General features: G+C 48.4%; 22 protein-coding genes and 1 pseudogene. 15 read left to right on the top strand and 8 right to left on the bottom strand.

Features of this window, described 5'->3' with window-relative positions:
- Positions 1-178: 178 nt before the first annotated feature.
- The 4 genes from ABWW03_RS17475 to ABWW03_RS17460 form a co-directional block, all read right to left on the bottom strand.
- A complete protein-coding gene (locus ABWW03_RS17475; RefSeq protein WP_353410505.1) occupies positions 179-679 on the bottom strand; it encodes a CinA family protein in 501 nt (166 codons plus the stop codon).
- 7 nt (positions 680-686) lie between these two features.
- A complete protein-coding gene (locus ABWW03_RS17470; RefSeq protein WP_353410503.1) occupies positions 687-2,105 on the bottom strand; it encodes an alanine dehydrogenase in 1,419 nt (472 codons plus the stop codon).
- 116 nt (positions 2,106-2,221) lie between these two features.
- Complete coding sequence (locus ABWW03_RS17465) at positions 2,222-3,037, bottom strand: sensor histidine kinase (RefSeq protein ID WP_353410501.1); 816 nt, start codon at positions 3,035-3,037, stop codon at positions 2,222-2,224.
- A 236-nt stretch (positions 3,038-3,273) separates the two neighbouring features.
- Positions 3,274-5,430, bottom strand: coding sequence for a TonB-dependent receptor family protein (locus ABWW03_RS17460; RefSeq protein ID WP_353410499.1), 2,157 nt, complete (start codon positions 5,428-5,430; stop codon positions 3,274-3,276).
- Between the two features lie 321 nt (positions 5,431-5,751).
- Between ABWW03_RS17460 and ABWW03_RS17455 the strand changes: the two genes are divergently transcribed.
- The 4 genes from ABWW03_RS17455 (at position 5,752) to ABWW03_RS17440 (ending at position 10,393) form a co-directional block, all read left to right on the top strand.
- Positions 5,752-7,665, top strand: coding sequence for a TonB-dependent receptor domain-containing protein (locus tag ABWW03_RS17455; RefSeq protein WP_353410497.1), 1,914 nt, complete (start codon positions 5,752-5,754; stop codon positions 7,663-7,665).
- A 107-nt stretch (positions 7,666-7,772) separates the two neighbouring features.
- On the top strand, positions 7,773-8,423 hold the full coding sequence (locus tag ABWW03_RS17450) for a response regulator transcription factor (RefSeq protein WP_353410495.1): 651 nt from the start codon (positions 7,773-7,775) through the stop codon (positions 8,421-8,423).
- On the top strand, positions 8,416-9,792 hold the full coding sequence (locus ABWW03_RS17445; RefSeq protein ID WP_353410493.1) for an ATP-binding protein: 1,377 nt from the start codon (positions 8,416-8,418) through the stop codon (positions 9,790-9,792). Before ABWW03_RS17450 ends, ABWW03_RS17445 begins: the two co-directional genes overlap by 8 nt.
- A 40-nt stretch (positions 9,793-9,832) precedes the next feature.
- The gene (locus tag ABWW03_RS17440) at positions 9,833-10,393 is read left to right on the top strand and encodes a hypothetical protein (RefSeq protein WP_353410491.1); all 561 of its coding nucleotides are present in this window, start codon (positions 9,833-9,835) and stop codon (positions 10,391-10,393) included.
- A 60-nt stretch (positions 10,394-10,453) separates the two neighbouring features.
- On the opposite strand, the gene ABWW03_RS17435 is transcribed toward ABWW03_RS17440, so the two are convergent.
- Entirely contained in the window at positions 10,454-11,134 is a 681-nt protein-coding gene (locus tag ABWW03_RS17435; RefSeq protein WP_353410489.1) for a TetR/AcrR family transcriptional regulator, read from the bottom strand.
- A 96-nt stretch (positions 11,135-11,230) separates the two neighbouring features.
- Here ABWW03_RS17435 and ABWW03_RS17430 point away from each other — a divergent pair, with 96 nt between their 5' ends.
- The 6 genes from ABWW03_RS17430 to ABWW03_RS17405 all read left to right on the top strand — a co-directional run bounded on the left by ABWW03_RS17430 (position 11,231) and on the right by ABWW03_RS17405 (position 15,629).
- Complete coding sequence (locus ABWW03_RS17430) at positions 11,231-12,022, top strand: alpha/beta hydrolase (protein WP_353410487.1); 792 nt, start codon at positions 11,231-11,233, stop codon at positions 12,020-12,022.
- Positions 12,023-12,247: 225 nt separating this feature from the next.
- Entirely contained in the window at positions 12,248-13,276 is a 1,029-nt protein-coding gene (locus tag ABWW03_RS17425) for an AraC family transcriptional regulator (protein ID WP_353410485.1), read from the top strand.
- A gap of 149 nt (positions 13,277-13,425) precedes the next feature.
- Positions 13,426-14,025: a hypothetical protein gene (locus ABWW03_RS17420; protein ID WP_353410483.1), complete on the top strand. Its 600-nt coding sequence runs from the start codon at positions 13,426-13,428 to the stop codon at positions 14,023-14,025.
- Between the two features lie 235 nt (positions 14,026-14,260).
- Entirely contained in the window at positions 14,261-14,731 is a 471-nt protein-coding gene (locus ABWW03_RS17415; protein ID WP_353410481.1) for a VOC family protein, read from the top strand.
- 29 nt (positions 14,732-14,760) lie between these two features.
- Complete coding sequence (locus ABWW03_RS17410; protein ID WP_353410479.1) at positions 14,761-15,048, top strand: glutaredoxin family protein; 288 nt, start codon at positions 14,761-14,763, stop codon at positions 15,046-15,048.
- A 122-nt stretch (positions 15,049-15,170) separates the two neighbouring features.
- Positions 15,171-15,629 carry a methylglyoxal synthase gene (locus tag ABWW03_RS17405; protein WP_353410477.1) on the top strand — a complete coding sequence of 153 codons (459 nt, stop codon included), beginning with the start codon at positions 15,171-15,173 and terminating at the stop codon, positions 15,627-15,629.
- Between the two features lie 62 nt (positions 15,630-15,691).
- Here the strand turns inward: ABWW03_RS17405 and ABWW03_RS17400 are convergent.
- Positions 15,692-15,820 (bottom strand): annotated as a pseudogene (locus ABWW03_RS17400) (RbsD/FucU domain-containing protein); the annotation flags it as partial.
- Between the two features lie 32 nt (positions 15,821-15,852).
- The gene (locus ABWW03_RS17395) at positions 15,853-16,242 is read right to left on the bottom strand and encodes a winged helix-turn-helix transcriptional regulator (RefSeq protein WP_353410473.1); all 390 of its coding nucleotides are present in this window, start codon (positions 16,240-16,242) and stop codon (positions 15,853-15,855) included.
- A 139-nt stretch (positions 16,243-16,381) separates the two neighbouring features.
- Here ABWW03_RS17395 and ABWW03_RS17390 point away from each other — a divergent pair, with 139 nt between their 5' ends.
- Positions 16,382-16,999 carry an NADPH-dependent F420 reductase gene (locus ABWW03_RS17390; protein ID WP_353410471.1) on the top strand — a complete coding sequence of 206 codons (618 nt, stop codon included), beginning with the start codon at positions 16,382-16,384 and terminating at the stop codon, positions 16,997-16,999.
- A gap of 415 nt (positions 17,000-17,414) precedes the next feature.
- Positions 17,415-18,287, top strand: a complete 873-nt coding sequence (locus ABWW03_RS17385) for an alpha/beta hydrolase (RefSeq protein WP_353410469.1) — start codon at positions 17,415-17,417, stop codon at positions 18,285-18,287.
- Here the strand turns inward: ABWW03_RS17385 and ABWW03_RS17380 are convergent.
- Positions 18,284-18,637, bottom strand: coding sequence for a nuclear transport factor 2 family protein (locus tag ABWW03_RS17380; protein WP_353410467.1), 354 nt, complete (start codon positions 18,635-18,637; stop codon positions 18,284-18,286). The two genes, ABWW03_RS17385 and ABWW03_RS17380, sit on opposite strands and share 4 nt — an antisense overlap.
- A gap of 715 nt (positions 18,638-19,352) precedes the next feature.
- Between ABWW03_RS17380 and ABWW03_RS17375 the strand changes: the two genes are divergently transcribed.
- The 3 genes from ABWW03_RS17375 to fdxA all read left to right on the top strand — a co-directional run bounded on the left by ABWW03_RS17375 (position 19,353) and on the right by fdxA (position 24,533).
- Entirely contained in the window at positions 19,353-20,678 is a 1,326-nt protein-coding gene (locus ABWW03_RS17375) for a hypothetical protein (RefSeq protein ID WP_353410465.1), read from the top strand.
- 646 nt (positions 20,679-21,324) lie between these two features.
- A complete protein-coding gene (gene mutS, locus ABWW03_RS17370) occupies positions 21,325-24,018 on the top strand; it encodes a DNA mismatch repair protein MutS (protein WP_353410463.1) in 2,694 nt (897 codons plus the stop codon).
- Positions 24,019-24,209: 191 nt separating this feature from the next.
- Positions 24,210-24,533, top strand: a complete 324-nt coding sequence (gene fdxA / locus ABWW03_RS17365; protein ID WP_166848450.1) for a ferredoxin FdxA — start codon at positions 24,210-24,212, stop codon at positions 24,531-24,533.
- Positions 24,534-24,580: the final 47 nt, after the last annotated feature.

The following is a 24,580-nucleotide window of genomic DNA, read 5'->3' as shown; positions in this document are numbered from 1 at the left end:
CAGAATTTTGTTATCGATTTTTGCTGCAAGCCCTGGACTGTCGGTTTAATTCCAGGAGCCATCAGCTGCGATTCGGAAAGAAGCTTAATTCAAAAACACTGTATACGCAACCAGTACTTGGTTTATATACAGTAGTTTTTCAAAAATAGTGACATTGAATGAGTCGACAGGGTGGACATTACCCCAAAAGAGGCAATTCAGATGCCATCAGTAAAGCGTGCTCTACCGCCTGAGCCCTGACCGCTTGACGGTCACCTTCGAATACCCGGCATTCGCTGTGGCACTCAAGTTGGCCTTGCTCCTGCCAGGCCCACGCGAACCATACCGTTCCTACCGGTTTGCTCGCCGTCCCGCCTCCTGGCCCCGCAATGCCGCTGGTCGCCAGAGCAATATCCGCCGAAGCCTTCTGTAAGGCCCCCTGCGCCATCGCGCCCACGACTTCCTGGCTCACCGCACCATGGGCTTGCAGCAGTGCATCGGGCACCCCCAGCAAGTCGGTTTTCGCCGAATTGGCATAGGTGACAAAACCGTATTCAAACCAGGCTGAGCTGCCAGCAATATCGGTTAAGGCACTGGCGATCCCACCTCCGGTACAGGATTCAGCACAACAGATACGCAGGTCCTTTTCCTTGAGTGCTTCACCCAGAGAGTTCGCCAAATCATGGATGGTTCGAGTCATAGATGCCTCAAGCCTCCGAAGGGAAAGGGCCACAAACCAATGCCCGCTCAACACCGGGCGCCAGCGCAGATAAACCTTTATAAAGCTGTTCCGTGCCCAGCAGCACATCGGCAATTTGCCCTGAATAGCGGATTGCCGTCTCGCGCATCATCCCCATCATCGGCCAGCCCCACAATGAAGACACCGTTACGCCATCTCGTTCAAAGTGCGGATCCGTCAGAAAGGTGCAGGACTCCACCGCCTCCACCGGGCTCCGATTGGTCGGACTGCCGCCTACCAGATCGATCACCACTGAACCGTCGGGGACCAAATGTTTCAAATGGGAATTACTCACCAGGAAATTAATCCCACGCAGATGCGGTGGCTGCTCCGCACCATTCACAACCAGATCAATATCATTCAACCAGTAGTCGATTCGCCCCTTGCTGGTGTGGGTCCGCCCCAGCACATGGATGGTTTTCACCCCCTGATCGTGCAATTCATGGATCGCCCCCTGGCCTACATTGCCATAACCAAGCACTGCGACTTTCGCGTCTTTGATATCAAGCTCCGGCTTGTTTTCAGCCAACAGCTTTAATCCATAGCGAGCACCCGCCATGCCCGTTTCATGCAGGCACTGGATACGACGCAGACCAAACTCGCGAGGTGGGTGACTTTCACGGTAATCCGCAACGGCTTGAGCACCGTATTCACGTTCGTATTCCGCTAGATCCAGTACCCCTTCGCCCGCCTTTTGCAGGCTGGCTATTAAACCCTGGCGCTGCAGGATTCGACTGTCGTAGACATACAGGCTGTTGTTGCGGCTAAGCTCCAGATCCGCGGTAGCGATGTCCGCATTAAGCAACTGCAGAGAACGCGGGTCCCGGTTCCCCGCTCGGCGCACAGCCGCTCCCAAGCACTCTGACCAGCCCAGCACTTTGACATTAAGTGAACCAATGCTGTTATCGGCCATATAGGGGCTAAGCGCTTTGTTCATCGCCGTACGACCAATAATAGAGGCATCGGACTGACGCTTGGGGGACTCCAGAATCTCCTCCATCGCAATAACATTGATCTGTTGATCAGCCAGCAGCTGAGCGCGATCTGGATAGGAATGAAAGTGCGCCATACAAAACAAAGTGGTACCCGGACGCATCTGCTTGATGGATTCCAGAGAGGGACCTTTGAACTTGATGATGAGATCTTTGTTCTCGTAGATTTCCTCAGCGCTTTGCATGAGGGCGCCCTCATCAAGGTATTCCTGGTCACTGAAACCAACGCCATCACCTGCCCCACGTTCAACAAAAACCTGACAACCCGCTGCCACCAATTTGGCGACATCTTCCGGAATCAAGGCAACACGTTTTTCCAAACCACCAGGATTTTCAGGAGATTCAATTTCCTTCACCAGTGCGATGGACTGAAAGGCTGGAAACTGAGCTGACATGGTAATTCCTCAAAGCAAAAGAGGGAGAATAACAGGCCGTGTTAAGGCTGCAAGCGCTTTCACGCAACCGTTTACAGAAGGGTAAGAAATCGTGAACAGGCCGAACAGATAGCTGTTTAAATTTCGCTCACAGACAGATTGGGAAGGAAAATGTGAAAGTCGCAACCTTCACCGGGCTGAGACCGGCAATCGATCTTACCCATCAGTGGTCGCTTCAACAGCTCCGCAACGATGCTGAGCCCAAGACCACTGCCACCATACTCACTGGCGGTGGTGTAAAAACTCTCAAAGGCCCGAGCTTTGACTTCTGGGCTCATGCCAGCGCCATTGTCGCTCAGTTGGATCTTTACGCCACCCTGTGGGTTTTCTTCATCGACCTGTTGACTCTCAGCCTTGAGCTGAATGGCCAAGCTCTTTTCGGGCACTCGAGCATGTTGCAAGGCATTCATGATCAGATTGCTCAGCACTTGAGTGACGGCTCCCGGGCAACTGGATAATTGCAGCTCTTTGCTACAGTCGATGCTCAGATCACAAGCCGCTTCTCTCAGAGCAGGCAACAGGCTTACTTTGAGCTGTTCAAAATAGTCTGCCAACTTAATTGAGCGAGTACGCTCATGAGCCTGATCCAGAGCGATCTGTTTAAAACTGTCCATTAATGAACTGGCACGGCGGGTATTGGTTTGCAAAATGTCGGCCGACTCCACCACCAAAGAAAGAAAAGTTTCCAGGCTGCGCTGGGTCATCTTTCCCGCCTGGTAATCCTGCTTCATCTTATTGGCTTTCAGTTCCAGATTCGACGCCGCAGTCACAGCAATACCAATGGGAGTCTTAACCTCATGCCCCACGGTCGCCAACCTATGCGCCAGTTCCTCGGCCCGTTGCTTGGCAATATGTAACTGGCTTAGCAGCTCATCCTTAGAATCCGTACTCATCAATGTACTCGCTAAATTCAGCTCCACCCAAAAACATGATCAGGGTTCAATATTTATTGATTAGATCTACCAAGCATAGATCCAACCCTAGTCCCTTGCAAAAACAGGGTTTTGAATTCTCTACCAAGCCTGCCATATAAACAAGTACAAGAAGTAAGGTACCGATAAAGTGCCAGACATAAAAAAGGCGGGCCTACGCCCGCCTTTTTACTGGTGCCATTCAATCAACCGTCGAATCAGAAATTCCAATTCACACCGATCAAGGCCGTGCGCGGCTTGTTCGGACGCGCACCGTCTGGATTACGGGAAACAATCGCACGCTCATCAAAAACATTGTCCAACTTCAGGTACAGCTGGGTATCTTTGTTCAGAGGGTAATGGGTCGAGAAGTCAGCAACCCAATATTGGTCCGTAAACGCAAAGCGCTGATCCAAACCGCTGCGACCACAAATACTGCTGTCGGTGCACATCTCATCAACGTAGGAAACACTCAGGTAGCTGTTCCAACCGCTTGCCAGCTCATAACCAATTTGCGCGCTGAAGGTGTTTTTTGGCAGATACTCATACAAGTCGCCCACCTGATTGCCGCTGTCTTTCGGGTCAGTAATTTCAGCATCGGTATAGGTATAGCTCATGGAAATCGGTACAAACACGTCGTTATCACGATACAAGTGACTATCGACGGTGACTTCTACACCTTTCACTTCAGATTCGCCTTCACTTTGAGAACCTGAGGTCTGATCACCACAAGGGCGATTGACCGTACAGTTGGTTACAGTGCTTTCGTAATCGCTGAAAAAGGCAATAACCGACGCCTTCGCGTCTTCACCATTGAAGCGGATACCGGCTTCATAGTTCGTGCTGGTTTCAGGCTCGATATTGTCACGTGAGCTCGGAGACGTTGGGGCAAAACCAGAATGCACACCAGCCAACAATGTAACCTGATCACTCAACTCATAGGTGATGCCCGCGCTGTATAGAAGCTCATCAACCTGATTGCTGCGAGTGGATGCAACTTCAGTACGCTCACTGTCGCCGTAGCGGGTTTGAGACGTTTCAATATCTTCGTAGCGCAAACCCAGATTCAACTTAAGCTCATCGTTCAAAGACCACACATCCATAATGTGCAGAGCGATCGCTTCCGCATCTTCCACGCGGTTATTACTTGAACTCGGTTGTTTGATGGAATCAAAAACCAACTCGCCGTTACGCTGATTGAAAATTTCTTCCGGTTGATGACGATCCACATCGTCCTGATGATAGCGTGCACCCATTTCGATCTGGTGGTTCGCCAAGGCCCAATCCACTTTGAACTGAATACCTTCACTGGTGTATTTGCGATTGTTGTGTTTCACCGCAATACCGTCCGCATCCGCCGTACCATCGAGAATAGCCTGTGCATTAGCGGCATTGCTATTGCCAGCATTCACATCATCAATCAACCCACCAACACCTTTCACTTTGAACCAGTCGCGTTTGAACTTGTTCTGATAGACCGTGGTGGTTAGAGACAGATCAGTATTGAATTCAATGTGGTGGCGCAGCTGCACCGTAGAGTGACGAGTGTTCATTTCGTCCAGCTCACTTAAACCATAACGGCGGTCAGGGGCTGCCGTGAAATCCCGATCCGTCAGACCCAAATAGGTTTCATCTGACAGCTCTTCACTGTATTGAACTTTGAAATCGAGCTGCTGATAAAACTCCGCAGATGGGTCGCTGTTAACGCGAACCTTGGCCATATAGTCTTCAATATAGAAGCCGGTATCACGGTTGCTGCGATCGATATTCTTAAAACCGTCATTACCCTGCTGGTGAGTTTCCAGCAAGAAAGCAAACTGCTCTTCAACATGCCCATAATTGGCGTGTACGCGGAACGCACCGTCTTCGCCCGCCTCCGCATTCACACTGCCACGGGTTTGTTCGGGAATACGGGTAGAAATCAAGTTGACGGCACCACCTACGGTAGCCGGTCCCTGGCGCAAGGTTTCAGCACCTTTAAGTATCTCGACAGAACTCATACGGCCAGCGGTTGGGAAATAGTAGGCGGATGGTGCGGAATAAGGGGCCGGCGCAATCAACACGCCATCTTCCATCAAGTTAATCTTGCTCGAACGCTCGCCAACGGCACCACGAATACCAATATTAGGACGCAAGCCAAAACCATCCTCTTCCTGGAGGTAAACGCCTGGCACCTGACGCACAATACGATTGATATCAGTGAACTCGAACTTCTCTAACTCCTGTTCACCAATTACATGCGCTGAACCCGGGATGAGCTGGGCTTCTTCTGGATTACCAATGATGGTTACTTCTTCCATTTTGGCGTTGGAATCCGCCGCCATGACAGCTTGGTTGGCCAGCAAAATGGCTACACCCAATACTGATTTTTTCATAGTCTCGTCCCCATAGGATTAGTTAGCAGAGTCTGAGCTCTGTCAAATTGGCGGCGAGTATACTGAAACTAACTGCTCATATAAACATAAATAAGAACTATTTTTATTATTAATTGAGGTAAGTCAGGCGCATCCCTTCAGATAACGAAGGTTTATTAGCAAAAGCCCCTACATTTCTAGGGAAGGCAACGGCTATGCCCCCATGCAGTCCATCTACCCCCTTCCCCGCGACAACGAGTTTGTAAAATTTGTAAATCTCGTAGCCACAGCTTGAAAATTTAATGATAATCAATATCATTAAGATTAAGAAGTGAGAGAGCAATGCCCCTACCATCCCGTCCACTTAACACCTTAACCCTGGCCATCGTATTGACGAGCCAAGCTGGGTTCGCTGAAGAAGATATGGAAGTTGTTGAGGTCGAAGGCCACCGCTTAAACGGTGTAAACGTCGTCGACCTGACGGACATCCAAAAGAAACAAGCCAATGATCTGGAAGATATATTTCGCGACCAACCCAGCATCACGGTCGGTGGTTCCTTCGGTATTGCCCAAAAAATCTACGTTCGGGGCATTGAAGACACCAATCTAAATGTGAGTGTTGATGGCGCCACACAGGCGGGCTATCTGTTCCACCATCAGGGGCGCCTTTCTATCGAACCGGAATTGTTGAAACAGGCCGAACTCAAAGCGGGTGCGGGCACGGCACTGGATGGCCCAGGTGCGCTCGGTGGCGCCATCCGCTTTGAAACCAAAGATGCCGATGATTTGCTACGTCCTGGCGAAGATTTTGGGGCACTGATCAAAACGGGTTACTACAGCAATACCGAGGGCTACAAAGCCAGTGTGAACCTCTACGGTCGCTTCAACGAACAATGGAGTGGCCTGTTAGTGCTCGGCCGAAACGACACCAAGGAAATCGAAGATGGCCGTGGTAACACCCTGGCCAATACCCGCACAGAACAGGAACTCGGTCTACTGAAACTGAGTGGCGAGTTGGCACCTGGCCATACGCTGAGCCTGAGCCATGAGCGCCGTTACGATGATGGCCGCCGGAACCTTCGCCCCCATTTCTATGATGCTCCCTGGAACCAGAGCACGGATCAAGTCAGTCGCCGAGAGACAAGCACCATCAACTATGATCTCGATGGCAACAGCGATCTGTTGAACCTCGACGTCACCGCATTTAAAACCGACAATTATCTGAACCAAAGAAACGCCAGTTTCAATGAAGGCGCTGGTGTAGAAAGTTATGGTTTGAATATTCGTAATAGTAGCCAACTGACTGATCATACCTTGGTTTACGGAGTTGAGTACCGCGATGATCGGGGCTATTACATCAACCCGAACATCGAAGAAGATGCCAAAATCTACGGCCTATATATTCAAGACTTGTTCGACGTGAACGAAGTGCTCAGTGTCAGTTACGGTGTGCGTTACGACCGTTACACACTGGATGATGTAGACCAGCAACGTTTTTCCTCGAGCGGCTTCAGTCCCAACGCCAATGCCGAATATAAATTCACCGAACAATGGTCTGTTCGACTGGGTTATTCGACCGCCTTGCGTGGCCAGAAAATCAAAGAAGCCTATTTGATTGGCTTTCGCGCCAACCATCCGGATTTGAAAGAAGAAAAAGCCAACAACACAGAACTGTCTGTTAACTATCAAGGTGACAGTGTTCGTGGCAGCGTTGAAATTTACCGCAGCGAAATCAAAGATGTTGTGGGCACCGTTGGCACCCGTGCAACCGGAAGATTTTTCGGCAATGCAGGTGATCTACTCACCAAAGGCTTTGGCATCAATATTGCCAAACACTGGGAGCGCGGTGAAGTCAGCATCAGCTATTCTCACAACAAACCAGAACTGGACGGCCAGCCACTGGACGATGGCAATCTCGGTATCGGAACGGCCTTCGGAGACGCGTTGGTGGTCAACGCCAATTACCGTTTCCCGGAACAGAATCTGGAGCTCGGCTGGAGCGGACGCTTTGTTCAGGAAATGGATGACGTACAAGAAAACTATATCCCAAAACCTGCCTTCAACACACAAGATGTTTACCTGGAATGGTTGCCCATGGGCACCGAGCAATTGTCAATTAACTTGACAGTAAGCAACGCGTTCGACAGGTATTATCTTGATCACGGTACTTATGGATATGACCCGGATTCACAGCGCACTATCGGGCTGCCAGAACCGGGGCGGGATGTGCGCCTGACCCTGGGGTGGAAATTTTAGATTCTCCTCCATTGAGATATTCGCCCGGCATTGCCCGGGCTTTTTTGCGTTTAGCCTGCCCATTTAATCACCTTATTTAATTAACAGCACGAGTATCGATCAACACCATGTCTCGACGCATTCTAATCATAGAAGACGACCTCCAAGTTAACCAACTCCTGCAAGACATGCTGAACCAACAACAGTTCCAAACACAGGCCTGTTTTGATGGGCGGCAAGGGCTGAACACCATTCGAAAACAGGTTTTTGATTTGATTCTACTGGATGTCATGCTGCCTAACATCACAGGGCTGGAAGTATTGAATCAGCTGCGAAAACTATGCGAGACACCGGTAATCCTGTTGACGGCCCTCGGCGCAGAACAAGATCGTATCGAAGGTTTCAAAAGTGGCGCCGACGATTATCTGACCAAACCTTTCAGCACCGCCGAGTTGTTGTTGCGAATCGAAGCGATACTTCGCCGTACCCAAGTTCAACAAAACCAAACACACAAGAACGCACTGAATGCTGAGCAACTTGATACGCTCTCACTCACACCGGTGGAACAACGGATCGTCAATTTCTTTCTGGAGAATGGCGAACAAACACTGAGCAAACCTCTTTTGTATCGTCAGGTCCTGCAAAAAAGCTTTAACCAATACGATCGATCATTGGATATGCACATCAGTAAAATTCGGAAAAAGCTTCAAACTCTGGGCACTTGCCCGCTGGCGATTCAAACCGTACACGGCAAAGGTTATAGGTTACACCGTGTATAAATTAAGACTCTTCGGAAAACTGAACCTCTGCATTGCTTTGTGCGTCACCGTATTCTACTGGCTACTCACGGAATGGAATGAACGGGTAGAAACACAGTTCAGCTATATTGCCGGCGAACACATCCAGCAATTGCACGATTACGCCGTCCAGGTTGAAGACATGATTTCAGCCGGTCAGTTCAATGAACTGCAACAATGGAAAGATGAACTCAGCTTACGCGAAAATACGCTGGTGGCGGTCATTCAAATTGATATTGATGACATCGTCAGCACAGAATGGGACAGTACGCCATACGATGGAGCGTATGTCGGGCGTCCCATTCAATACCCGATTCACCTCTACCATGCAGAAAACCCTTTAATGGATATCCCACTGAGTATTGAGGGTTACCATCTTTTAATTCGCCTTCCTCAAAGAATGCGTCCCGGGGCCTTTTGGAACGAGCTGTATTTTGCCAGCCAAACACTGTTGCCCATACTCTTTGCGATGCTGCTCAGCTATTTATTGTACCGCTACCTGCTTTCCCCCTTGAGAAAACTGGAATCCGCCACACGACGATATGCAGATGGCGACTTCAGTACCAAAATCTACCCGGATATGGCTCGCCGTCAGGATGAAATTTCCGATCTCGCCGCCAGTTTTGATGATATGGGCAGCAAACTCGCCGCTGCAATTTCACAGCAGCGCCAGCTCATTCAGGATATCTCCCATGAACTTCGCACACCATTAACTCGCATGCAGCTCAGCTTGGACGGTGACAAGACCGAAGAAGTACTCACCCGTGTGACCTTGGAAGTTGCCGGAATGCGCAATCTGGTGGAAAGTACGTTAACACTGGCTTGGCTGGAAAATGAAAAGCCCCAACTGAATAAAGACTGTGTCGAACTGGCCCCCTTGATCGAAAGTATTGTGGAGGATGCTCGATTTGAATTCCCACATCACTCGATCCACTGTAAGTTGGATGATATTCAAACGCTGCAAAACAGCAGTCATCTGGCCTTATCTCAATCCATCGAGAACATCGTTCGAAACGCCTGCAAATACACCCCCGAAGGAAAGGATGTTCTGGTGGCACTACAGCAACAACAAAACGATGTGTGTATTGAGGTCGCCGATCAAGGCCCTGGAGTTGACGAAGAGCACCTAGACAATATCTTCAAGCCCTTTTTTCGCCTGGAAAAATCCCGCGATCGACTACAAGGCGGCTTCGGTCTCGGACTCGCGCTTTCCAAGCGCCAGGTTGAAGCCTGCGGAGGGCGCATTTCTGCACACAATAAACCCCCTCAGGGTTTGGTCATTAGAATTGAACTGAGTAATTGTAAAAAACGTAAAAGCCTTAGCAAGGCCGACCACGAAAACTTAAAATAAAAGCGTTATTAATCCGCAAGTTACTAAGCCGAAAAACGCAATGAAATCCAAACATCGACTGGTCTGGATGAAGTGGCATGCCTATCTGGCGTGTTTTTTCCTTCCCCTTGCCCTGCTTTATACACTCACCGGCACCCTCTATATGTTGGATATTCATGGCGGTAACCGTGACGAAATTCAGATTGAGTTGACTCACGTACAACACTGGCCTGAAAACGAAATGGCCGCCTATCAATTGGCGAGCGAACGATTGCCAGACATCTACGGAAATATTTCAGGAAAGTACTTTCGCTTTGACGGCGGCCATAGCTGGTACAGCTTTAACCGAGAAGTCCTATTGTTGACCGAGAAGAAAACCTTGGAAATTCACGTCCACGGACTGTGGAAAAAACTCATCATGATTCACAAAGGTCATGCCCATATTGGCTTTTGGCTTGTTGGCATTGCCTTGGGGTTCAGCCTGTTGTTCAGCCTGCTGAGTGGTGTGGTGCTGGCCTACAGTAATCCTCGTTATCGGCCGTTTGCCAATCGTTGTATGGCACTTGGCAGTCTACTGTTGCTCATTCTGTATCTTGCGCCCATTCATCAATCTGCACTTTAGAGGTTACTAATCAGCAAACCCAACCGGACTGCCTCCGATTGAGCACGGTCTTGACGCTCATTAACCCCGTTCAAGCAAGCTGGCCGAAACCGATTTAAACATAAAACTGGCGCTTTGCAGCACCGACTCCAGCGGCATTTCAAAATTACTGAGTAGCCAATGCACCAGAATGGCATTCACACCACCAACCAGACCGATCGCCACAAGCTCAGCGTCATCAACACCCAAATGCTTATCCGGATAATAGTGCTGTAACAGCTCAATAAACATGATCGCGAAACCGTGGGTAGTGCTCGCCACCAGATCATCCATTTCAGGACTGACACCGCTGGTTTCGATATACAAAATACGGGCAATCTTGGGATTCTCACGCATGTCTTGGTAAAAAGCCCGCAGGCCCAGTTCAACCCTCAGCGCCAGCTGATCCGTCTCACCGTTCATAACAGCTTCCGAAATCAGAGCCATTATTCGCTCAGAGTGTTCTTGGTAGATCGTTTGGAGCAACGCTTCGCGGTTTGCAAAACTCTGGTAAAAGTAGCGCTCCGTCAGGCCCGCTTGATTGCAGATCATTTTGCAAGAGCAACTCGCATAGCCCTTGCTACCCATCACATCAATGCCCGCTTTCATCAGCTGTGTCCGGCGCAGAGCCTTTCTCTCACTGGTGTTGAGGCCCTTATAGGAGCGTTCAGCAGCGATCTCGCCTTGCTCTTTCTCTGCCTTATCTTGGCTTTTTCCTTGCATCTTTACACTCTCAATGGAATCCATCCATGTTGACATGCCACCATGTCAAAAGTAAAGTGACACGAATTCATGTCAAAATAAAAAGGTCAATCGCTCATGAAGCAAGAGCAGGAAAAACACATTGTTTTGATCCATGGCACTTGGGGTAACGCCAGCAACTGGGACGAAATGAAAGCAGAATTGGACAAACGAGGTTTTACGGTGCACACCCCGACCTTGCGCCATCACGAACTGGGCTTTCTGGAATGCGCCCTAGAGATTGGCTCCGTTTCTCTGCAGGATTACGTAGATGACGTCGTCGCGTATATTGAAGCCCTTGATGATGCGCCGATCATTGCCGGCTTATCCATGGGGGGCCTGCTTTGTCAGTTGGTTGCTGCGCGATGCAAGCACCGTGGTGTTGTGTGTTTCTCTCCCGCTCCGGCCTGGGGTATGTTTAATCTGTACCCTTCCATGGTTCGCACCTTCCACTACTACACTAATCAATGGGCCTTCTGGCGAAAACCTCTCTATCCATCCTGGGAAGAGTTTCGGTGGGGGGTTGTAAATGAACAGACTGAAGAAAAAGCCAAAGACTATTTCCTGGCCTGCGTTCCCGAATCTGGAAAGGCTTATTTTGAGATGGGGTTCTGGTTTTTCGATCGCAAACGCCGCAGCCATGTCAACGTCGATGCAATCCAATCTCCGGTTCTGATCTTCATCGGAAAAAAAGATCGCGTTGTCGCTCCCAGAATCGGCCGCTTAACCGCCAAACGCTACGGCGAGCGAGCCACCCTAATCGAGCTGGCACATGCCGATCACTGCATGGTCATCGGTGAACAGTTACAGAATGTGATGCCAGAGTTTGAACGCTGGCTTGAGAATAATCGTATCTACAGCGATCACTAACAAAAAACAAAAATCCATCAACATTACAGACGCCCGCCAGCAGTTCTTGTTCACCAATACAACGGGTCAGGCTTATTCACCGGAGGGACGAATCTTTTCAGTGCAAACAACAGTCATCCCTATCACCTGCCCCTACCTCTCTTATCATGTAGAATCGAACCATGAGCAACCTGAAACGCTCATTCGCTTCAGGCAATCAATGGGTCAGGAAATAGAAACACGGATATGAACAATACTTTGCAGCCAACTGTTTCCGGCAGTGCCCTCCAGTCGATACTCACTGCCTTCCAACAAATGAATTTGGACGTGAAGGAAATCAAGGCTCGCGCTGGCATAGATCAGTTTGATTTGGCAGATCCGCACCTCAGGGTATCTTGTCACTATGCCAGCCGCTGCTATCAAATCGCCCAGCAGCTTTGGAAAGGTGAACACTTTGGCTTGCAGCATGGCCGCATGTATCAACCCTTCAGCCTGGGGATCATTGGCCACTTGTTAGCTACCGCCGACAACTGTCAGCAGGCCCTGAATTGCTACGAGCGTTATCAACGTGCTTTTGGCGAGGGGCTTATCTTTGAATCCAGGCCTTACGATATTGACCAATGCCGCTCGAATTTATATCTCATCGAGTTGGATATACATCCAAAGCTGAGTGGCTCAGTCGATTCTTTGATGATTGATTCGTTTTTTGTCGCGCTCAAAAACTGCGCCAGCTTGCTTACCGGTATTGCCAAGCCACTTGCCTATGTCGAATTGCGCCGGGAGCCTCCAGTTGACCCGGAAACCTATACATCCGCCTTACAGTGCCCGGTCTATTTTTCTCAGAAACAGGATCGAATCTTTATATCATCCGAATTGATGGAACAGCCCTTGTTATCGGCCAATTCATCTCTCTTTATTGCTCTGGAAGACCAGATGCTAAAGAGCAATCTGCACGGTGAAGGATCATTCGCCGAAACAGTGCGTACTGCAATATTAAAGAGCATCGATGGCCGAAAAATCACACTGGCTCGCATCGCTGAACAATTGGCCATGACACCTCGAACCTTGCAGCGCAGACTCAAGCAATCTGAGCATCGATTTCAGGATCTTCTCGACAAGGTACGACTTGATTTTTCTGTCAAAGAGGTTCGCGAAAATAAAATCAGCCATGAAGAGCTCGCCTATCTTCTTGGCTACTCTGAGCCAAGTACATTTCGTAAAGCCTTCAAACAGTGGACGGGAAAAACGCCAAGGGAGTATCAACAGCAGCATTAGGCTCAGCATATGTCGTCATTTCTCATCAACTGACATTATTTCTCATATTCTCTCAAGTCTGACAGATCCATAATTCAGTCGTTCATTGATATCGGAGTGCGCCCTGAATGCTCAGACTCTCATTACCATTATGCCATCGACTCTCAGCTATGGTACTAGGTATCTTTATACTGCTTCACCTGGCCAATCACGCCCTCATCTTCGCCGGTGCTCAGGTGCACATCAACGCGATGAACACGCTCCGAGGTATCTATCAACATCCTGTTATGGAGTGGCCACTGCTGTTTTTCTGTGGGTTTCAAATCATCAGCGGGCTGGTCCTCGTTTACATACGAAGGGGGCAGCGACGTTCCATGCTGGATCGCGCACAGGCCTTGTCAGGCGTATATATGGCGTTCTTCCTGAGCAATCATCTGGTCGCTGTTCTCTACGGCCGAATCGCTCTGGAACTGGACACCAACCTCTATTTCGGTATTGCAGGCATTCATAGCTCACCTTACTTCCTGTTCTTCATTCCTTATTATTTTCTTGCGGTACTGGCGATATTCATTCATATCAGCGCAGCCGTTCACTGGCTTCTGAGAAATCGTTTCGAGAGAGTCATCAGAAATCGTATTTCCATGACCATGATCGCAGCGGGCGGTATTTTCGCGACCCTATTACTTTTAGCATTCGCAGGCGTAAACCAGGATATTTCCATTCCCGAAGAATATCTGGCGCCCTATACCCAGGCTCCCACACAAACCTGAGCCCGATACCAAGCATCCCAATTTAGGCTTTCAATCCGCTTTCTGTTTGCCGACTACCCAACTTAACATTGCCGCTTAACTCAATTCCTCCACGAGAGACACCAGGTTCCTTTAGAAGATATAACTCGAGACACTAAGCTAATTCCCAAGTAAACGCCTGTTGTTATGATTTTGTGATGATTTCATTGGCACTTCCGCCAAGAATGCTTCTTTTCTTCCAATGAGGAACAAGAGAATGCCTATTTTGCGCTCATTATTCGCAGTTATTGTTATGAGTTTTTCCCTGCAGGTCGCCGCTCAACAAACCGCTGTTACGGGTGTCGATCATGTTGGCCTGGTCGTCAAAGACATCGAAGCCAGTAAATCTGTGTTCGTGGATGTATTAGGTTTTTCAGAACGTGGAAGTGACCCCAGTTATCCGGCCTATTTTCTCTCGAATGGCAAGACGACCATCACCCTGTGGCGTGCAAGCCACCCGGAGAAAGCTACCCCCTTCAATCGTAAAACCAATGTCGGCCTGCATCACCTGGCATTAGGAATCAGCAGTGAAGCTGAACTTAATCGCCTCTATAAAGCTTTGAAGGACTTCCCCGGCGTGAATATCGAGTTCGCACCTGAGCTGGCTTATGGTGGCCCCAGCAAACACATGATGTTCTACGAGCCCAGCGGTAATCGCATTGAGCTGGTCCATCGCCCTCAAAAGTAATCCCTATCGAGATTTAACGAGCAGCTACCATGTCCAGAATGTCGACAAGCCGAACCCTTACTTTGTATCAAAGCAGTCTCTGCCCATATTGCATCAAGACTCGAAAAGCCATGAAAAAACTGGATTTAAACATTCCAATGAAAGACGTAGGCTTCTCGGGGAAAATTCGCCAGGAACTCATCAAAGGCGGTGGTAAACCCCAGGTGCCCTGCCTGCGAATTGAGATCAAAAATCAGCCTACACAATGGCTGTATGAATCGACGGATATCATTCGCTATTTGGAAGCCTATAAGTGTACTGATCACCGCGTGGTTTGAGGCCACGCATCGGTTTGGGGCCGGGTGATATTCGCAGATATTTCCTGATCCCAATGCTGAAAGCGTTAAGTTATCAGGTACAATCGGAGGATCAACCTAAGCTGCACAGAGCAAGCCCTGTAATGAACTACAAGACCGTACAGACTCCAGCGAAAAAAGCCATCGCCTTGGTTGCCCACGACAACCTGAAATCCTCTCTTATCGATTGGTGCAAGAAACACGAAACATCACTTGCCCAGCACCGAATTTGCGCCACGGGCACGTCGGGCCAACTTATCGAAAAACACTGTAAATTAAACATTGAAAAGCTGATCAGTGGTCCGCTCGGGGGCGATCAGCAAATTGGTGCGAAAATCAGCGAAGGTGAAATCGATATGCTGGTGTTTTTCTGGGATCCTTTTGAGCCTATGCCCCACGACCCAGATGTGAAAGCCCTATTGCGCATCGCGGCCGTGTGGAATATTCCAGTTGCTTGTAACTTTGCCAGTGCCGACATGATGATGGCGTCCAGCTTGTTGGACCAGTCTTTTTCCAAGCGCGTGCCGGATTATGAGCGCTACATACAAGACCGCAGCCAGTAAATTCAACACTCAACTCAGGCCAGAAACGCTCTCTGGCCTGAGAGACAGATGAAGAAAAAACCCTAAACCGGTGTCACGCCCTTTTTCAGCAGAATATTTCCGTATTTACGGGTATCGCCCGTCATGACCACCGCAAATGCCTTCTCCGCACGCTGATAGAATTCAAAACGTTCCGCAAAAGTCATGTCGGGATTGAGCTCGCTGTGGCGCTTACGCTACAGGTTTAACAAGCCCCGGACTGATCATAAGCATCACGATGACTTTCAATTTCGGGCAAGTGACTTTCAGACCAGGATTTTGCCATTTTAACAATAGGGACCAACGACTCCCCCAATGGGCTCAAAGAGTATTCGACTCGTAACACCCGCTCATCGTCATAAGCACAGCGAACGACAAGACCATCACGCTCGAGTTTTCGCAGTGACTGGCTCAGCATTTTTTGAGAAATTCCCTCACAGACTCGTTTGAGCTCGCCAAACCTCAAAATACGCTGATCCAAAGCCCCCACAATCAGAGACACCCATTTTTCACCAATCAAGGCAAGTACTTCCCGCGATGGGCAAATCGCCGCGTACACATTAGGCGCGAGATTTTGCTCGCTTTCCTCTGACATGGTTACCTCCAGGTACCTAATTGATTTAAGACTTCCTAGCTCATAGTCTTACCAGTATACATTGGTTACTAGTAATTTATAGATACTAGCAGCACAGGTATACCAACCGATTATTGAAAACCGCAAAAGGTAAAGACGAATGAACACAATCTCTATATATGGTTTCGGCAGTGTTGGGCAGAAACTCGCTAAATTATTCAGCGATGCCGGCAGAACAGTCATTATCTGCTCTAAAGATGGCAGCAGTGGCCGCGAGGAATACCAAACAGCCAGTTTTGCTGAAGGCGCCAAATTGGCGGATGCTGTAGCACTTGCCATTCCCTTTACTGCCGCTCAGGAGCTGCTTATTAAGCACGCCGATGAACTGACTGGAACAACCATCATCGAGTGCACCAACCCTCTGAACGAAGATTGGTCTCCTCTGTTGCTGGGAGAAAATACATCCGGTGCCGAAGAAATCGCCAACGCACTGCCAAATGCAAAGGTCGTTAAAGCCTTCAACACCATCTTTGCCGATGTGATGCCAAAGGAACGACACGACCGTGCTGGTCAGGCGATTACCGCATTTGTGTGTGGCAGTGATGACCATTCTAAAAACGATGTCCTCAAATTGGTTGTCGATTGCGGTTTCGCTCCCGTAAACGCAGGAAGCCTCAAAAGCGCACGCTATCTCGAAGCCATGGCTCACCTCAACATTGAAATTGCTGTCGGGCAAGGCGGCAGCACCAATGCTGCTTTTCTGTACCACCAAGCTTAACGGCTGTCAGACTGCAAGACTGAAAGACACCAGAGGCTCGTCCTTCTTTTGCGAGGACGAGCTTATCTTTTCCAGCAAGCACCGAGGACAAGATGCACCATGTGAATCAACCCCAACAAAAGATACCAGTACGCTGGAAGCAATGGCTCATGATCAGTTTGTACATCTGGCCATTGTCCTACGTCATTCCCGCCTATTTGAGACGGTTGATAAACCCTCAATGTCTTTGGTCAGATTTTCTGGTTCAGGGACTGGCGACCGCCATCGTGGTATTTATGCTTGTGTTTATCTTGCTGCCTTTATCGCAACGTAAGCTATCACACTGGATTTATTCAAACAGGCCCGATAAATCTTAATCCCAACAACACCGTGTTCTTCAGCAATATCACACTCGGCTTTATAAAGGTAAGACCCGATGAACATAGAAAAGAAAAAAATACACTTTAACATTGCAAATGAAACCATCATTGGTCACCTGTACATTCCACAGGGCGGGAAGCAGCCCTACCCTGCGGCTGTTGTCGTCGGCCCGATGACCAGTGTTAAGGAACAAGTTGCTGGGTATTACGCACAAAAAGCGGCAATGAAAGGGCTAGTAACATTAGCCATTGATCACCGACACTACGGAGAGAGCTCGGGCGAGCCCAGACAATACGAATACTACAAACACAAAATTGACGATGTCGTCGAGGCCGTGAATTTCCTCGCTCATCAAGAGGAAGTGGACACTGAAAATATTGGCCTTATTGGTGTCTGTCTTGGTTGTGGTTACGCCAGCTGGGCCAGCATCAAGACAGAAAAAGTAAACTGGTTGAAACTGGTTGTCGGGTACTATCGATCGCCAAAGACAATGAAACTGAACTCCCCACAAGACTATGAGGGCAAAATTGATCAGGGCGTAAAAGCCAGAATTGCTTATGAGGAAAAACAAGAAACCATCATGATTCCGGCCGCTGCCCTGGAAGGTGATGCCGCCATGTCATCAAGTAATCTGGTCGACTACTATGGTAACCGTGCCAAGGTAGACAACTACATCAATGCCTTTGCCGTGATGTCGAGAGAACATTTTGTCCCCTTTGACGTTCAAGAGGCTGCACCGCAACTCAACGTTCCCGTAGTCATGATTCACTCCAAGCAAGCGCTTTCTCCGACCCTTGCTCAAGAATACTTTGATAAAATCAGAAGCCCCAAACAGATGCATTGGCTGGAGGGGAAAAGTCAGGATGACTTCTATGACAACCCTGACTTGGTGGATGCTGCTCTCACGGTGCAAATGGAAAAGACTTAGCCGGTGATTTCAGCGTTACCGACATTATAAAAAGAGCGGATGGATTTTATTATGTCGCCTTCCAGCTCATACCATTCGCAAACCGTCATCTCTAGACCTGTATTTGCATTACTTTGTTCAAACTGGACACAAACACTGTTGCCATCATTGATCTGCTTGATGACGGTTAGGGTATTACCCAAAAAATCCTGTTTATTTTTAGCCACAATCTCCAGATAACGCGCTTTTCCATCAATCAGACCAAATGGGCTAGTATGAGTAAAATCATCCGCGATGGGGAGGTTGTCTAGATCCCCCGAGCGCCAACACTCAAACCATTGTTCAACAGCGGGACTCTTTAGTTTTATCATACGACCTATCCTATTTGGTATAATATTCGACAACAACAGCATACCATCACTGCAATGGCACGGCCGATTCGAATAGTCTAAAAGCTTTTTGAGCCTGACCAAATTGTCCTTTTGGCGTTACACATACTTACAGGCACCAAATGATTATTCTAGGCATCCGCTGCGCCTTGTCAGATAACCTCTAAACAACTGTGCCCCTAAGCTCGCGTGCCAAATAGCTTGCTTTTATTCTGTGATTGACTCATTTCGTTTGAAAATTGACATACCCTTCTCTTTACAAAATTTAAAGACCGCACAAATTTCACTTTAATTAAACATAGAAGCATATCGAGTAAGTCTGCAACAATTAAGTATTCTAAAATTTTTCGCACACCGTCAATGCATCCAAGAATATTTCCATTTTCTCAACGCGCCTTCTCTGAAAATGTGCCGCCTTAACCGACCGAGAAACTGAAGCGTAGAAACATTATTGGCGCATCGGTCATCATTTTATTTGTCATACTTTCCGGCCAAAGGTTTTGCAACTAAATTGAAAGCCAGTTACATTCATTATCTACTAGCACAATAAACACTCCTTCTTTACAGTTTGGAAATTTATTATTGAAATTTGAATCTACTTTAGAGGAAAGTTAAATCTTGCTATTACCATTATGGTGTGAATCTTAAACCTTCATTCACTTATGTGATCCGATAGGTCTGCGGGATAAGGAAAATCATGACAAAGAAGAAACAAGCTTTATTACTGATTCATGGCATTGGTGATCAAAAGCCGATGGATACTCTACGGGGGTTTGTGAATGCTGTCTGGTCTACCAATACGGAGGTACACCACCCGCACATTCCCAATTCTAGCTTATATTGGAGCAAACCTGATCGATTATCTGGCAGCTTTGAGCTCAGGAGGCTAACAACGCCCTCAAATAGAAGTGGAATTAGAACTGATTTCTTTGAATTCTATTGGGCTCACTTGATACAAGGAACGAACACCTCTCATGTAATCAGCTGGGCAAAAATGCTTTTGTTCAGGTTACCTTCCACTGTACCAGAGCGACTTCATCAGCTTTACTGGGGATTGTGGGTAATCATACTGATTTTTCTATTCTGTTTCATAAGAGCAATATATTTGGGCACTAGTACAGCAGATCAAGGGCTTCAGGCTGTTGTATTTGCAATGTTAAGTGTCTTAATTCTGCCCGCCACAGGGTGGGCCATTAGGGAAATACTTGGCGATGCAGCACGCTATTTATACCCTGCACCCACTAACATTCATACACGCTCTCAGATAAGAAATGCGGGTGTAGAGCTTATAAAATCATTGCATGACAGAGATTATGAGCGAATCATTATTGTTGGGCACAGTTTAGGCTCAGTAATTGGATACGACATTTTGACTCATGCTTGGGCGCAAGTTCATGACCAAATTCACCTAGAAAATAAACATAAGACATGTGCCCTAAAAGCCCTCGAAGAGGCCCTTCAGAATAATACAAGTGAAAATCTGGAAAATACTGAAAAGTTACAAAGAGATTATCTAAAAGAGCTTTCGGATAACGGCTGCCCCTGGAAAATTTCAGACTTTATTACTTTAGGAAGCCCCTTGGCACACGCAGAAATTCTTCTTGCAAATAATGAAGAGGAGTTTAAATTAAGAAAAACAAACCGCGAGCTTCCAACTTGCCCTCCCGAACCTGAAACTAGAACAACTAGAAAAGGAAAAAGTGAACACTTCTCGTTCGAAAAGAAGTACAAACGAGATGGCAACTCAGAAATCAAATGTGAAATACCTCACCACGCAGCCTTGTTCTCACCAACAGTATGGAAAAATATCTATTTTGACAGCCCCTGGCTTCTTAAGGGAGACTTTATAGCTGGCAAACTAGCTCCTGTACTAGGAAGAGCAATACAAGATTTTAAAGTCTCGACTACGCAAAAAAATGGATTTTTATCGCATACATTATACTGGTCACTCGGAGAAAATGAAGAGCAGGAAGGCAAAACCCCTCCGCATATTCAGCGTTTACGACAGGCAATAGACTTATAGCCACATAAATAATTTCATGTTTCCAACTGAACTGTAACTCATATGTCGTGCTGCATGAAAATCTCATCCAGCAAGGGGTTCTAATTCTGGGGAAAGGTCAAAGGTATAAGTCGATCATCTTAGTTATGGTGAGAGCCTGTGCTTGTTTGTTAAGCACAGGCTCTCGAGCCCTTTTTTCCCTCAGCGCCATGGCTTTGTCACGCTCAGTTTTGGGGCATATACCATTCTTTCGTTTGATTTTGAGCCGCTCAACCTCCACGCGTGCCCCAACCAAGGACATTTCCGGAAATGTTATTGGCCTTCCTCACTATCAATAGCCGTGGGGCTTCTATATCGATACCATAACGTCTTAGTTCCACCCTTGCTACAAATCACTCTAAGGCCTGAGTTTTCTCCCACATCGACCAAAGGTTTACACTCGGGCTTCATAGCTTCTATAGCCTTAACCGATAGTGGTTTACAAGCACTTTTGGTATGCTGCACTGCTTGCGATTTGCTGCTTTTTCTTCGTCGTGCAAAACCACAACACACAATACAAAAGTACTATTTCTGGCACTTTTGCTTCGTGTTTCCCAGCCTCGAAAAAGAAATTCAAAACAGCCAAAACTCATAACTTATTGATTTTTATAGACTAAAAGCCATTTTAATGACCAAAAGCACTTCAAAATCCAGCTCCGCCAAAACCACTCACACACCCATGATGCAGCAGTACCTTAAGATCAAGGCAGAGCATCCCAATGAGTTGGTGTTTTACCGCATGGGGGATTTCTACGAGCTGTTTTATGACGATGCCAAGAAAGCGGCGCGTTTGCTGGATGTAACGCTCACCGCGAGGGGGAAATCCGGCGGAGACCCCATTCCCATGGCTGGGATTCCGTTCCATGCGGCGGACAATTACCTGGCGAAAATCGTGCGGGCGGGTGAGTCCGTCGCTATCTGTGAACAGATTGGCGACCCTGCAACCAGCAAGGGGCCTGTTGAGCGTAAAGTCGTCCGTGTTGTAACTCCCGGTACCATCAGTGATGAAGCGCTGCTGGATGGCAGCCAGGACAATCTGTTGGTCGCGATTCATTCCGAGCCCAGTGAGGACCGCAGTGCTTTTCATTACGGCATTGCGGCTCTGGATATTGGCGCCGGGCGCTTTTGGATATTGCAGGTTGAGGGCGATGATGCCTTACAAGGTGAAATTCAACGCCTGAATCCGGCAGAACTCCTGGTGGCGGAGGAGTTGGCCGATAACCCCATGTGGGCTCAACGGCCAGGTTTGCGTCGACGCGCGCCCTGGGAATTTGAACTGGAAACCGCCGAGCGTCTATTGAGCCAGCAGTTTGAAACCAAAGATCTCAGCGGTTTTGGTTGCGCGCATCTACCACTCGCTATCGCGGCGGCGGGCTGTTTGTTTGCCTATGCCCAGGAAACCCAGCGCACTGCACTGCCCCATATTCGTTCTATTCGCGCAGAAGACCGCGATCAAGCCGTCGCGATGGATGCTTCCACACGTAAAAACCTGGAACTGGATTGCAACCTCAATGGCGAACAGGACAACACACTGTATGAGGTACTGAATCAAACGGGGACCTCCATGGGCGGCCGCTTGCTGCGCCGCTGGCTGCATCGTCCACTTCGCGATTTGGATACCCTGCAACAACGCCAGGAAGTGATTGCTCAACTGCAAAACGGTTATCGCTACGAGTTGTTGCAACAACAGTTAAAAAATATCGGTGATCTGGAACGAATTTTAGGCCGCCTTGCCCTGCGCTCGGCTCGCCCGCGAGACCTGTCCAGATTACTGAGTTCACTCGCCTGCTATCCGCAAATCCAACAACAGATCGCTGAGTTGGATACGTCACGAATGAAGAGCCTGGCCACACAAATTTCAGAATTCCCCGAACTGGTCAGTCTGTTGGATAAAGCCATCGAAGAGAACCCACCCGTGGTGATTCGAGATGGCGGCGTCATTGCAGAGGGCTATGATGCTGAACTCGATGAACTGCGCAACATCAGCAACAATGCCGGACAGTTTCTGATCGACCTGGAAACCCAGGAGCGCGAGCGCACCGGCATTGCAACGTTGAAAGTCGGTTATAACCGAGTGCACGGCTACTTTATTGAAATTTCAAAAGCGCAGGCTGAATCGGCGCCTGCTGAATACATTCGCCGACAAACCCTGAAGAATGCTGAACGTTTCATTACCCCTGAATTAAAAGAATTTGAAGACAAAGCGTTGTCCGCGAAATCCCGCGCGCTGTCACGTGAGAAAGCCCTATACGAAGAATTGGTTGAAATCATCAATAAGGATTTGCTGCCTCTGCAAGATTCAGCCGCCGCCGTTGCCGAATTGGATGTGCTCAATAATTTGGCCGAGCGTGCCGACCAATTGAGTTTGGTTCGGCCAACATTAAAAGAAGAAAGCGGCATTGAAATCGAACAAGGTCGTCATCCTGTAGTGGAACAAGTGCTGGACGGCCCGTTCGTTCCAAACGATGTTAACTTTCACGATGATCGTCGCATGTTGATTGTCACCGGCCCGAACATGGGCGGTAAATCGACGTATATGCGTCAGACCGCTTTGATTGTTTTGCTCGCGCAAATTGGCAGTTTTGTGCCCGCACAAGCCGCCAATATTGGTTTGGTTGATAAAATTTTTACGCGTATTGGCTCTTCAGATGATCTCGCTGGTGGCCGCTCAACCTTTATGGTTGAAATGACCGAAACCGCCAATATTCTCCATAACGCCAGCGAACACAGTCTGGTGTTAATGGATGAAATCGGACGAGGCACGTCAACCTTCGACGGCCTGTCCCTGGCCTGGGCCTGTGCCCAACACCTTGCCAGTAAAGTACGCGCCTTTACTCTGTTTGCGACACATTACTTCGAAGTGACTCAGCTGCCTGAGACCTTAGCCAGCGTGGCAAATGTGCATTTGTCTGCAACCGAACACAACGACAATATTATTTTCCTGCACAACATTGAAGAAGGCCCGGCAAGTCAAAGCTATGGTATTCAAGTAGCCAAGCTGGCGGGCATTCCCACCGACGTGCTTAGCGAAGCGAAAGCGCAATTGGCTGCCCTGGAAGCCGACGCCAATCATCAATTGCAGACCATGACGAGCGACGACACCCCGGCTCAAGAAAACAGTACGGTCATAGTCGATCAGCCGAACTCGGTCACTGAAGATCTACCGGGCGCGGTAACACCTTCAGTCGACCCGAATCCTCAGCAGTCGGATATGTTTGCCAGTAATCACGCCGCAGTTGACGCTTTGTCCACTCTAGACCCGGATGATTTGACCCCACGTCAGGCCCTTGAAGCGCTGTACCGTTTGAAATCGATGATGTAGAAGCGGGGACTAAATCTAAGTGATTCTTAGTTCGCGAAATTTTATGCTGTTCTGAATCAAGTAGATCAAATGTGTCTATAATTAGACCGAATTGAACCAACAAAGCGGCACAAAATACTGCTAAAATGCGCGCCGATTTGTAAAAAGGCCGACAAGAGCCGGATTAGCCTAAGCATAATTAAGGAGCTAGCATGACATTTATCGTTGCCGACAACTGTGTAAAGTGTAAACACACAGATTGCGTTGAAGTCTGCCCGGTAGACTGTTTTTATGAAGGCCCAAATTTTTTGGTCATTCACCCCGACGAGTGTATTGATTGCGCTCTGTGTGAGCCCGAGTGCCCTGTAGATGCCATCTTCTCAGAAGATGAAGTCCCAGAGGGTCAAGAGGTGTACGTTGAGCTGAACGCGGAATTGGCCGAAGTCTGGCCGAACATTACCGAGAAAAAGGACGCTCCAGCCGACGCTGAAGAATGGGATGGCGTCGAAAACAAACTACAATATCTCGAACGCTAAGAGATGATATAAAAGGGCCAGAACCCCACAGGTTCCGGCCCTTTTTT

This window comes from Pseudoteredinibacter isoporae, assembly GCF_040372805.1.
GTDB classification, from domain to species: Bacteria; Pseudomonadota; Gammaproteobacteria; order Pseudomonadales; family Cellvibrionaceae; genus Pseudoteredinibacter; species Pseudoteredinibacter isoporae_A.
The sequence above is the reverse complement of the archived record's forward strand: the minus strand, read 5'-3'. Positions and strand labels throughout refer to the sequence as shown.

Coding starts and splice junctions, on each gene's coding strand:
- ABWW03_RS17475 (WP_353410505.1), bottom strand. CDS start 679: ATGACTCGAACCATCCATGATTTGGCGAACTCTCTGGGTGAAGCACTC.
- ABWW03_RS17470 (WP_353410503.1), bottom strand. CDS start 2,105: ATGTCAGCTCAGTTTCCAGCCTTTCAGTCCATCGCACTGGTGAAGGAA.
- ABWW03_RS17465 (WP_353410501.1), bottom strand. CDS start 3,037: ATGAGTACGGATTCTAAGGATGAGCTGCTAAGCCAGTTACATATTGCC.
- ABWW03_RS17460 (WP_353410499.1), bottom strand. CDS start 5,430: ATGAAAAAATCAGTATTGGGTGTAGCCATTTTGCTGGCCAACCAAGCT.
- ABWW03_RS17455 (WP_353410497.1), top strand. CDS start 5,752: ATGCCCCTACCATCCCGTCCACTTAACACCTTAACCCTGGCCATCGTA.
- ABWW03_RS17450 (WP_353410495.1), top strand. CDS start 7,773: ATGTCTCGACGCATTCTAATCATAGAAGACGACCTCCAAGTTAACCAA.
- ABWW03_RS17440 (WP_353410491.1), top strand. CDS start 9,833: ATGAAATCCAAACATCGACTGGTCTGGATGAAGTGGCATGCCTATCTG.
- ABWW03_RS17435 (WP_353410489.1), bottom strand. CDS start 11,134: ATGCAAGGAAAAAGCCAAGATAAGGCAGAGAAAGAGCAAGGCGAGATC.
- ABWW03_RS17430 (WP_353410487.1), top strand. CDS start 11,231: ATGAAGCAAGAGCAGGAAAAACACATTGTTTTGATCCATGGCACTTGG.
- ABWW03_RS17425 (WP_353410485.1), top strand. CDS start 12,248: ATGAACAATACTTTGCAGCCAACTGTTTCCGGCAGTGCCCTCCAGTCG.
- ABWW03_RS17420 (WP_353410483.1), top strand. CDS start 13,426: ATGGTACTAGGTATCTTTATACTGCTTCACCTGGCCAATCACGCCCTC.
- ABWW03_RS17415 (WP_353410481.1), top strand. CDS start 14,261: ATGCCTATTTTGCGCTCATTATTCGCAGTTATTGTTATGAGTTTTTCC.
- ABWW03_RS17410 (WP_353410479.1), top strand. CDS start 14,761: ATGTCCAGAATGTCGACAAGCCGAACCCTTACTTTGTATCAAAGCAGT.
- ABWW03_RS17405 (WP_353410477.1), top strand. CDS start 15,171: ATGAACTACAAGACCGTACAGACTCCAGCGAAAAAAGCCATCGCCTTG.
- ABWW03_RS17395 (WP_353410473.1), bottom strand. CDS start 16,242: ATGTCAGAGGAAAGCGAGCAAAATCTCGCGCCTAATGTGTACGCGGCG.
- ABWW03_RS17390 (WP_353410471.1), top strand. CDS start 16,382: ATGAACACAATCTCTATATATGGTTTCGGCAGTGTTGGGCAGAAACTC.
- ABWW03_RS17385 (WP_353410469.1), top strand. CDS start 17,415: ATGAACATAGAAAAGAAAAAAATACACTTTAACATTGCAAATGAAACC.
- ABWW03_RS17380 (WP_353410467.1), bottom strand. CDS start 18,637: ATGATAAAACTAAAGAGTCCCGCTGTTGAACAATGGTTTGAGTGTTGG.
- ABWW03_RS17375 (WP_353410465.1), top strand. CDS start 19,353: ATGACAAAGAAGAAACAAGCTTTATTACTGATTCATGGCATTGGTGAT.
- mutS (WP_353410463.1), top strand. CDS start 21,325: ATGACCAAAAGCACTTCAAAATCCAGCTCCGCCAAAACCACTCACACA.
- fdxA (WP_166848450.1), top strand. CDS start 24,210: ATGACATTTATCGTTGCCGACAACTGTGTAAAGTGTAAACACACAGAT.